This is a genomic window from Pseudarcicella hirudinis (genome assembly GCF_900115665.1).
GTDB classification, from domain to species: Bacteria; Bacteroidota; Bacteroidia; order Cytophagales; family Spirosomataceae; genus Pseudarcicella; species Pseudarcicella hirudinis.
In genome coordinates, this window is record NZ_FOXH01000005.1 from 136,111 (window position 1) to 147,016 (window position 10,906).

At 39.9% G+C, this 10,906-nt stretch carries 9 protein-coding genes; 6 read left to right on the forward strand and 3 right to left on the reverse strand.

Annotation, left to right across the window (positions count from 1 at the left end; translation table 11 throughout):
- Position 1: 1 nt before the first annotated feature.
- Entirely contained in the window at positions 2–808 is an 807-nt protein-coding gene (locus BM179_RS25690) for an SRPBCC family protein (protein ID WP_092016518.1), read from the forward strand.
- A 146-nt stretch (positions 809–954) separates the two neighbouring features.
- Here the strand turns inward: BM179_RS25690 and BM179_RS10590 are convergent, their stop codons facing one another.
- Both BM179_RS10590 and BM179_RS10595 read right to left on the reverse strand, forming a co-directional pair.
- Complete coding sequence (locus BM179_RS10590) at positions 955–1,392, reverse strand: putative quinol monooxygenase (RefSeq protein WP_092016521.1); 438 nt, start codon at positions 1,390–1,392, stop codon at positions 955–957.
- Positions 1,393–1,463: 71 nt separating this feature from the next.
- A complete protein-coding gene (locus tag BM179_RS10595; protein WP_092016525.1) occupies positions 1,464–1,874 on the reverse strand; it encodes a (R)-mandelonitrile lyase in 411 nt (136 codons plus the stop codon).
- A gap of 273 nt (positions 1,875–2,147) precedes the next feature.
- Here BM179_RS10595 and BM179_RS10600 point away from each other — a divergent pair, with 273 nt between their 5' ends.
- The 5 genes from BM179_RS10600 to BM179_RS10620 all read left to right on the forward strand — a co-directional run bounded on the left by BM179_RS10600 (position 2,148) and on the right by BM179_RS10620 (position 9,551).
- On the forward strand, positions 2,148–3,722 hold the full coding sequence (locus BM179_RS10600; protein WP_092016529.1) for a Na+/H+ antiporter: 1,575 nt from the start codon (positions 2,148–2,150) through the stop codon (positions 3,720–3,722).
- A gap of 82 nt (positions 3,723–3,804) precedes the next feature.
- Positions 3,805–4,008, forward strand: coding sequence for a KOW motif-containing protein (locus BM179_RS10605; protein WP_092016533.1), 204 nt, complete (start codon positions 3,805–3,807; stop codon positions 4,006–4,008).
- 535 nt (positions 4,009–4,543) lie between these two features.
- On the forward strand, positions 4,544–5,875 hold the full coding sequence (locus tag BM179_RS10610) for a BACON domain-containing protein (RefSeq protein ID WP_143095200.1): 1,332 nt from the start codon (positions 4,544–4,546) through the stop codon (positions 5,873–5,875).
- A 667-nt stretch (positions 5,876–6,542) separates the two neighbouring features.
- Positions 6,543–8,474: a hypothetical protein gene (locus tag BM179_RS10615; protein ID WP_092016539.1), complete on the forward strand. Its 1,932-nt coding sequence runs from the start codon at positions 6,543–6,545 to the stop codon at positions 8,472–8,474.
- Between the two features lie 24 nt (positions 8,475–8,498).
- Positions 8,499–9,551, forward strand: coding sequence for a ferritin-like domain-containing protein (locus tag BM179_RS10620; protein ID WP_092016541.1), 1,053 nt, complete (start codon positions 8,499–8,501; stop codon positions 9,549–9,551).
- 92 nt (positions 9,552–9,643) lie between these two features.
- Here the strand turns inward: BM179_RS10620 and BM179_RS10625 are convergent, their stop codons facing one another.
- The gene (locus BM179_RS10625; RefSeq protein WP_092016543.1) at positions 9,644–10,906 is read right to left on the reverse strand and encodes a hypothetical protein; all 1,263 of its coding nucleotides are present in this window, start codon (positions 10,904–10,906) and stop codon (positions 9,644–9,646) included.

Here is a 10,906-nt window from a genome sequence, read left to right on the forward strand (position 1 = left end):
CATGCAAAATCAAGATTTCACCTCTGTTTTATTGGTAGATCAATCTCCTGAGGAAGTATTCAAGGCCATCAACAATGTCCGGGGATGGTGGTCAGAAGAAATCGAAGGCAATACAGAAAAACTCAATGGTGAATTTACCTATCATTACCAGGATGTTCATCGTTGTAAAATGAAATTAACTGAAGTCATTCCAGACCAAAAAGTTGTCTGGCTTGTCAAAGACAATTATTTCTCTTTTACCCAGGATAAAAGCGAATGGGTCGGAACACATATTATTTTTGAAATTTCAGAGAAAGATCACAAAACACAAATTCTGTTCACTCATAAAGGTTTAGTTCCTGAATATGAATGTTATAATGCCTGTGTGAACGGATGGAGTCAATATATCCAGCGCAGTCTGCTAAGTCTGATCACTACCGGTAAAGGACAGCCAAATACCAGCAAAACAGCCTATACCATTCATGAAGTGGCGGCAAGATTCAGTGAACTTGCCAGACAGGAAAAATGGTTTGAAATCCAGGAGGAATTTTTTGCAGATCATATAAAGAGCATAGAACCGCCGCATTCTCTCTGGTTTAAAAATGCTGAAGGTAAGGCTACAGTTCGAAAAAAAGGTGAAGACTTTGTGAAACAGATCGTGGCTGTTCACCGAGCACATACAACAGAACCCGTTGTAGGCGGCAATCATTTTGCAGTGGGCAGAGAAATGGAGCTTACCCTGCAAAATCTGGGAAGAATAAAAATTGACCAGATAATGCTATATGAAGTAAAAGATGGTCAGATTATATCAGAACAGTTCTTTTATTAATATTAAAGAATATCTATCACTTTTTTACCCCTAAAAAAGGCTAAATTCCCGGAATTTTTAAGCAGGGGAACCGGGAATGATTTCCTTGCTGAAAATCCGGAAAACTTCAATTTCCAGGTTTTCAGCATTTTTCATTAGCATAAAAATCATTTCTTCTCTTTTGCCCCAAGAACAATCGGCTCAGAATCAATAAGTTGGAGAGATTTAACCATTTCCTTTGTTGTGCTTTTATATTTTTTGAAATGTGGGGTTTCCAGATGAGCCTTGTAGGCTTCTGCACTGGCATATATTTCAAAAACGGTTATATGAGTAGGATTATCCTTTTCTGACACAGCATATAAGGCCAGCACGCCGGGTTCGAGGCGTATTGCCGTTTCAACCCCTTCTTTTAGTGCGGCTTTATAGCTTTCGAGCTGGGTAGAATCAATCTGGATTTTCGCCACTCTGACGATCGTTTTTTTATCCTGCGCTGAAGCATTTCCATAAGAGAACAGTGACAGCAGAAATCCGGTAAAAACCAGAGATAATCCGTGCAGGAAGCCTGTTCCACCGATTGAAACAGAATGTATTTTTCTGAATTCCATTTTTAATTTATTTTATGATTGTCAATACTTTATTTCAGACATTCCGGATAAACTGATATCCGGATCAGCATTTAAGCTTTCAGATAATACTGTTGGTCTGTTACCCTTTCCATCCAGTTTACCATACCATTCTCAGTATTCAGGTTAACAGCAAGATGTACAAATCTGCTATCCGGTGAAGCCCCGTGCCAATGTTTAATCCCCGGAAGCACATTTACCACATCGCCTGTCCGGATTTCGCGGATAGCAGCTCCTTCTTCCTGATAATAACCAATTCCTTCAGTTACAATTAAGATCTGATTACTGGGATGTGTATGCCAATTGTTCCTCGCAGCAGGGCTAAACACTACTTCACTAATCGTACAGTTGGTATGCTCATCCGAAGCAACGAGCGCTTTTAACCAAACCTTTCCTGTAAAATATTCCGAAGGAACGGATTTATATCCCTCTGATATTTCATTGTTTTGTTCCTGATTTTCCATTTCTCATATGCTTTAAAGTGTTAATTCTATCCAATTAAGAAGGTTTTTTGTCATAAAACCGTTTTAACATTGTAAAAGGCTTTTACCTTACTCCTAACGTAAAGTTATACATTTCGGACTAAACTGAAGATTCTTTACAGGAAACAAATTTTTCAAATAATTAAGCGGGAAATTGCAAAACTTTCCGATGATTTAAATTATATTGTTAACCTCTGTTTTTATCCGTTTACATCAGATTTATATTAATCGTGCCAGTTTAAAATATTCACATAAATGTTAGAAAATTTTCCGTTTTACCTAAGCCTTATTGTAGCCATTTTACTGCTGATCATGCTGGCGAATAAAATAAAAGTGGCATATCCCGTACTATTGGTTCTTGCTGGACTGGTCATTAGCTTTATTCCCGGGATTCCTGCCATGCATATAGACCCTGAACTTATTTTTATCATCTTTCTTCCCCCTTTGTTATATGAAGCAGCCTGGGCCATATCCTGGAAAGAATTATGGCGATGGCGACGTATTATCAGCAGTTTTGCCTTTGTAGTAGTATTTTTCACAGCCATGTCAGTGGCTTTTACAGCCAATTATTTTATTCCCGGTTTTTCATTGGCTTTAGGCTTTTTACTGGGAGGGATCGTATCACCACCGGATGCTGTAAGTGCGGGGGCAATTCTGAAATTTGTAAAAGTACCGAAGCGAATGTCTTCGATTCTTGAAGGAGAAAGTTTAATGAATGACGCCTCCTCTTTAATTATCTTTCGTTTTGCGTTAATCGCAGTTGCTACAGGGCAATTTATCTGGTATGATGCTGCATTAAACTTTGGCTGGATGCTGATTGGCGGCGTAGGGACGGGCCTGCTGATTGGCTGGGTTTTCATGAAAGCTCACAAATACCTGCCTACTGATGCCAATTCCGACATTGTATTAACATTGGTCACTCCTTATATTATGTATATTGCAGCAGAAGAAATGCACAGTTCCGGTGTACTTGCTGTAGTAAGCGGTGGATTGTTATTAGCGAATAACAGACATCTTTTTTTAAGCAGTACTTCCCGTTTACGGGGTACGAATGTCTGGGAAAGCCTTTGTTTCGTACTCAACGGACTGGTATTTATCCTGATCGGACTGGATTTACCGGAAATAACCGCAGATCTTGACGGAGTAAGCATTTCTTCCGCAATCGGTTACGGTGTACTGATTACTCTTGTTTTAATCTTGGGAAGAATTTTATCGGCATATGCAGCAGTTGTTGTTACACTGATAGCCCGTAATTTCATTACCGTCGCTGACCGTCGGAATCCCGGATACAAAGTACCTTTCGTTTTGGGCTGGACAGGAATGAGGGGTGTAGTATCACTTGCTGCGGCCTTGTCAATTCCGGTGCAATTGGCAAATGGTGCTGCCTTTCCGCAACGGAATCTCATTTTATTTATTACGTTTATTGTCATCCTGTTAACCTTACTTGTACAGGGTTTAACCTTGCCTTATTTAATCAGGAAAATACATATCCCTGATCTGGACCCGACTTTACCTGAAGAAGAACTCGACAATCTGATCCGAAAACAATTAGCGGAACATGCCTTACTTCACCTCAGGACTAATTACATTGACCAACTTGACGATCATCCAGCCTTACAGCAAATGGCACTCAAATGGGAAAATAACAGTCGTTTGGCTGATGACGTATTAATGGCAGAAGAGTGTAAAGCTGTATATCTTGACATTCTGAATCAACAAAGAATATGGCTGCACGATAAAAACAAAGCTGAAGAGACGCTTGATGAAGAAATTATCCGTAAACATTTACAGCACCTTGATCTGGAAGAGGAGAAACTGAGGTTTTTATAAGAAGATTTTTGTCCATAAAATACCAGTTAATCTGCTCTTTTACTGTTGAAAGTGCAGGATTTTCACAAACTAAAACAAGGCTATGAATACTCCAGTAACTGAAAATCTAAAGGATGGCGACCAGTGTAAGGTAATCGGAGGTACCCATGCCGGTAAAAGTGGTACAGTCAGAGACGTAAACACCAGCAAAACCGGACATATAACCATTACAGTTGAACAAAAAAACGGTGTGCGGTTCAAAACACTTGGCAGGAATGTAATTGTTCTTACCAATGAAATTGGATAACGCAGACTAGTCCGCTGGTATAACATCGGCTAATTCCGGGAGTTCCATAAAATAATCTTAGTAAGTCATGATACTATTAAAAGGAGAATAATTCCTGTAAAATAAAAGACAGTAATCATTCTCTTTTTAATAGTATTAGCATTTATCAATTCCACCTTAGCCAAAAAGACATTTCTATTAGCTAAAAAGACATTTATTGCCTCAGAATTAGTTTTATCTTTCTGCTACTCTTAGTATTGCCCCACAATACTGCAACGATATTAACACACTCTGTTAAACGATCTACACGTAATCAAAAGTTTAATTAAGTATGTTAATGTTTTACTACCGGGCTACCAGCTTCTTATATTGTCCAGGGAGCACAATCTGAAATTGAGACAGCTGCAACTTTCACCCTTGGATGGAAAGAAAAATATCTTAACTCTAGTTAACACAACGGCATAGATCAAATATCTCTCTGCCTGGCAACACCCCACTCTTACTGATGGCAAATACCTGAAGAATTCAATGTTTTTCACGTAAATCATAATTTATAATGATGTTGAAATTTACCGTTTTTATGTTGTTTTTGTTAATAGCCGGAGCCTGTTCTAAAACAGAGATCCCGGATCCGACTATTTCAATTTTTGCTTCTGCTACTGACTTTGGAGCGATTACTCCAAAATCAACTTCTGCCCTTCTTATTTCTCAGCTTGGTGAAGGAAACGTTTCATACACAGTGACATCCGATAGCCCCTGGATTGTTTTAAACAAAACAGCAGGAACCATTAAAGAAAACAAAGATACCTTATTGGTTTCCGTTGATACCACTAAGCTCGTTAATGGAATCAATGCAGCTATCCTGAAAATTACGCCAACGCTTAATGGGAAAATTGGCATGGCATCGGGTGTAGTACTGAAAGGTTCTTATACTAAAATCAGCTATGTAAAAGGTCATGAACTAACAGCAGATGAGGTCTGGGAGGGTAATATATTTCTTACCGGTGATATTGTTGTGCCAGGCGGAAAAACGCTGAGTATTAATGCAGGAACAAATGTAAAAATAGTAGGTGGCCGCCTACCGAAGGGAGCATATGACGGTGGGGCATATGGTGGAGTTGCTGATATTTATGTGGAAGGGAATTTAAACATGAATGGAGTCTCTGCAAGCCCTGTAAATATGTATTCTTCAAGTTCAAATAATAACTGGGGTAGAATTTCTTTCGGCAAAAGCGGCACAGGCAAGATACAATATGCCAGCATCAACAATGTCGATTTTGGAATATATCTGTTTGCCAGTAATACATCGGCAAGACATTTATTCAAAAATATCTATTTCTCTAATTGTTTAATTGGCTTTATTAAGGAAGGAGCAAATACGGTAGAACTCAGAGGCGTTACTTTTAGAGATAATAACAGTAACATAGCAATCTACGGTATCAGATCCGGCGATCTGCCTTCTAAGACCAGTATTATCAATTCAGAGTTTACGGGTTTACTTTCTGTATATATAGACGGGACCAACAACGTTGTTAATATTACCAATTCTAATTTTAGAATTGAAGATGATTTCTTCGTTAATATTTATATCAGCGGTTCGGGCTCAAATAATACTGTTACCGCTGATAATTGTTTCGGTATACAAACCTATAACAACCCAGACTCAAGTAACAAATTTATTCAAAGCAATATTGCTTCATCTGCATTAAGTGGAATCGGTTGTGGCTTTAAGCCTAATCTTAACATTTTCAGCCTCCCCCAAAAGCTTCAAGGGGTGCCGCCCAGCGGATTGCCGCCCATCTTAAACCGTTCTCTAAAGGAGAGGGAGTTGTTTATGCTTGTGAACAAGAAACTCATAGAAAACAGGATTAACCCTAAAAACGATTAAAAAGACGCTGGAAAAACCACTGGGCGACACCCCGCTGTCCTCTACCCGCTTTTTCTCTTTGGTACTTGCATTGCTGGTCATACTGTTATGTTGTTTTGCCTGCCAGCAACCTGATGCAAATGAAAGGCCCTCAACCAGGAAGGAAATCCCCGGTTTGAAACCGGGGATTTCACGGTTTACCAGCAGGTTCGGGTTATGATGGAAATGATATCGGCCCAAACGACTCTTCATCGCCCTGCTTTCGGTTATCGACTCCTCTGGAACCTGGCAAATGTGAAATAGCCAAAAATGCAGGAGCTCATGGCCTGAGCAAATACCCCATTTTCTCGCAAGGCATTCCACAGCCACCTGGTGTATTTAACGTCAATGGTAAGCCTATATCTCAAAACCATTGCTGATGTCTATATCGTGACAGTCAGGGCCGGAAAATCTGCCTTGTTTAAAAAATTCTGATCCGGAATCAGAAAATCTGCCTGATTATTTACCTGAGTTTAGAATAAACAGGTATTTATACCGGTAATATAATAAACATAATTTATAGTCAAATCCAGACAAATCTGACCATCAACGTTTCACAAAAAATCTTTTTAAAACTTTTATTGTTAATATTCTACACTTATCAAATTATTGAGTAAATTCACATGATAACCTACATAACTATAAACACATGGCTTATTTAAATGCACCGAGATTAATCTTTTCGGGAGACTTTTTGTCTGATGTCTCCACTGTAAACAACGACACCGCTCACTACAACAACGCTACATTTCAACCCAATTTCCAGGAATTTGGGAAAGGAAGTGCCAACGGCTGGTGGAATCCTGAAGGAGGAGCTGTTTTCGATTTTCAGAATTGTACAGTTCAGCAGCTTGCCTTACCGGATGGCACAATTCTGTCTGATTCTTCCGAAGATATCCTTATTGGCCGGATTGTATCAGGTTCTGAGGGAAGACCTACCGGAAAAATGGTAGATCTTGACCCCGATGCTCAGATGGTTTCAGCACTTTGGTGCGCCCAATTGCGTATCTGTACTCCTCAAAATGAATTATTACTGCAAGGTGACATCACTACCACCTCTTTCCGCGACATTCAGTTAAGACAAACAAGCGGAGCTGCAGTAAACGGACAGGCCCTGGGAGCTTCCTGGACTTCGGTTCTTACTAATCTGGTTTGGGGAGAAAAAGCCGAAAACTCAGCTTTTTTAAAAATCCTTAAAGAAACTACGCAGGAAGATAAACTTGCACTTAATCTTAATGCTTTCGGGTACTATTATAATCACGCTCCGGATGGCAGATTTTCTCTTGGCAGAATTCTGGGGTCCATTGGTCCCTGGTTTAAAGGTGAACCTGAAACATTTGCTCCTTGCAGACGCCTGTATGGTGTATTAAATCTTAAACCGAAAAATCCGTTTGTTTATTTCGGGAACAGTAATTTTCAGGTGGACACTGCTGCCAAAAGGCTTACCATTGATTTTGGCAATAGCTTTCCTATTTCAGACTCGCTGGGTACAATCAATACTACAAGCACTTTTATTTTAGGGGTAGCCAATAATCCTTTAAGCAATGGCGCCTCTTTGGATATTCAGTACCTCAATAAAAGTGATTTTATAGAGATCGGATTACTTGATTACCAGGCAGGTCCTGACTGGCTGAATAAAACCGGAGGTATTGTTATTTTTGAGAATTTACCGGAGGCTACCTTACAGGCACTGGAAAATCGTCAATTGGTATTACTAAGTCCTTCCGCAACAGATCCGACTCAGTTCGGGCTTTTGGCAAGGGAGTCAGTAGATGGTTATCTGGTACGGGCTGATAATTTTGTTCAGAGAATCGATACCGGGCAAACCAATATTATCAATTTTTATACCTATCAATGGGGAAAAACGCTTCCGAATGCCACTATTTCAGTAAGTATGGAAGCACCAACACCGGATACTCCTGTTGGTCCGCAAAATCCTATCAGTGAAATTTACGGAAACAATTTCCCTCAGGATGGACTCAGCTATTGTACTTCCGTGACAACTGATTCAGACGGTTTCGGGCAATTATCTATTACAGGTAATGCCATTCACAGTCCAAGAGTTTACCTCGATGGTCAGATCTATACTTTTGACTATCAGTTACCGACAGTTGACCCGGCTTTCGGCATCGAAAATATTATAGTACATCTGCGAGATTATTATGCCGTCCCTGAAAATCCTGTTTGGGGAGACATTTCTCAGACCATGATTCAATATGCGAACCTCTATCCTATTATGAGTAAGTATATTGTCAATCTGGCCAATCCGGAAGATCTCCAACTCAAGAAAAATATCCTGCTTTTTGCCTTTAGCAGAGATATCAATGATACGATGCATATGCCTGTAACCAGAGACCTCTCTGATGCCAAAAGGCAGACGATTCTTAAATGGCTGAACAATCCCAATATGGAAAGCAAGACGCCCGTATTTAAAAGCGATGCGGTCTCTTCTCCGGAAAATCCTATTTCACCTGGTACCCCTCTGAATGAACAACAGATGAAATACAAAGAAGCTGTAAAAGCCAAAAACGGCTCAATGCTTTCATTTCCGGAAATTGAAAACCCATTTGGAAACATTTAGAAAACCATTTAAAAATCTACTGAAATGCTAAGATTAGACTCAAAATACGTTCAAATGGTCGAAAGCGCAACCTCGCTTGCAGACCTGCATTTTCTATTCCAGAAAGCGATAGAGCTGGAACACGCAACTATTCCTCCTTACCTTACTGCGATGTATTCTTTAAAACCCGGGACTAATGCCGGACCAAAAGGAATCATCCACTCCATTGTAATAGAAGAAATGCTGCATATGACAATTTCTTCCAATATTCTGAATGCTTTGGGCGGGCAACCCGTTATTAACAAAGCGGATTTTGTTCCTTCATATCCGGGAAATCTGCCCATGGGAATCGGTGGCGGTTTGATAGTAGGGATCGAAAAGTTTTCAAAAGATCTGGTTAAAAATGTCTTTATGGAGATTGAAGAGCCTGAAAATCCGATTGAATTTAAGGTTATGTTATCTGCTGAAGACGTTACGTATAAGACTATCGGAGAGTTTTATGCTGCCCTTCAGAAAAAAATAGGCGAACTGGCTGATGATAAATTACCGGGTGATCCGGCCAGACAGGTTACATCCAACTTCTTCCCTTCAGATTTATTGTATCCGATTCTTACAAAAGAGGATGCTATTAATGCCATTAATATTATCGTAGAACAAGGTGAAGGCACAACAACTTCTCCGCTTGATCAGGATGGAGAAGTGGCTCATTATTATCGTTTTGAGGAAATTTATGTAGGAAAAAAACTGGTTAAAAATCCGGATGCTCCTAATGGTTTCTCTTTCAGCGGTGATCCTATTCCTTTTGATGCAGCCAGTGTTTATCCGATATTCCCGAATACAAAAACAGATATGCTTCCGGAGGGTACAGAAGCAAGACGCAGAATGAACGAATTCAATTCAAGCTATTATTCTTTGCTGGATGGACTGCATACAGCTTTTAACGGAGAACCGGGAAATCTTGATAATTGTATCGGACTGATGTATGACATCAAACTTTATGCTGAAAAGCTATGTGCTATGCCATTTCCGGGGAAAGACGGCTATACCATTGCTCCTTCATTTGAATTTATAAGTCCTGCCGAATTTTTATTGACTTAAACGTAAGCCGGGCTATTGCAAAAAAGGACTCATGGAAAATTACGATGGTTTTTCCTGAGTCCTTTTTTAAATTGGTTGACAAAGCTGCATGTCTACTTATGCGTCTCTACTTCCGGCACACTGATCCATTGATATTTTCTCTCCAAAAATCCGGGTTTTGTATCACCATTTAAATTGAATCTCCGTAAATCAATTAACCGTGTCCCTCTGAAAGACAAAAATACTCTTCGGATTCCAGCAAAGTCAGCAAGAACAGGCTGGGTTTTGAGGTTGGAATTGCCACTGGCATCATATTTTACAATCACTGAATTGACGAGCGCAGCGGCATCACCTGTTACTAATTTTCTCGTCACCAGTTCAGCACGAATCAATTGCATTTCGTCAAAATCAGATACCATCAAGGGATCACGCTCAGCAAATAATGTCAAAGACCAATGCCCTTTGGCAGCTTTTACTACAGGGACTCTGGCTTTTTCAGCAGTAGTTTTCAAGGCAGAGACCAAAGTAGCATCTACTGCCGCATCTCTTACATTGACATTTAATGCTGTAAAGAATGCATTTGAAGCCGTATTAACTGTATTGATAAACTGAAAGTTTTCCTTTGCCTGAAAAGTCTGGTCAATATGTGCTGATGCCAATGTATAATTACCTGAATGAATACCGAGTTTAGCCAGTAATGAATGTAATAAGCGTTGTTCCTGAGCAGATGCACCGGAAAGAGCATCTTCCCAGTATTTTTGCGCTTTGCCATAAGCGTCGGAATGACTCACCAAAGCTCCGTTCACATACACAGACCTCTGAGTATTGCTTACGCTGAAATAATCTGCAAGCATCATCCAGGCATATCCTGCATGTAATCTGGCATTAAAAAGTGCTTTATTTTTAATTAAATCAGTATCTGCATTCGGATTTACAACTTTAACAGTTGCAACCAATGCAATGGCATCCTCTGCCCTGGCTCTGTAATTTTGTATAGCCGACCATGAGCTGTACAAAGTAAGATCGTCCGGAGACAGCTTATCATCGTCCAGTTCTTTGTAAAATTGTGAGTTAGGAACGGCGGTTGAAGAGATTTCGTCTACAATAGCTCCTGATGCCACAAGTAAAGAGGAAGAGGCTGAGGAGCCTGCTCTCCACACCCCGGCAATTACAGGTCCCCCAACATAATTTTTATCAACAATACTGCCTAACATCCCCAGGCTGCCTAATTGAGATTCTTCCACGGTATTACTTGGAAGTATGGTGTCATTTACCCAATTATCACATGAAACCAGTGCTGAGCAGGAAAGTGTTGTCAGAAGTATCCGTTTTGCTCCTGAAAGAAAAGATATTTTTATATTATTCAGATATTTCAT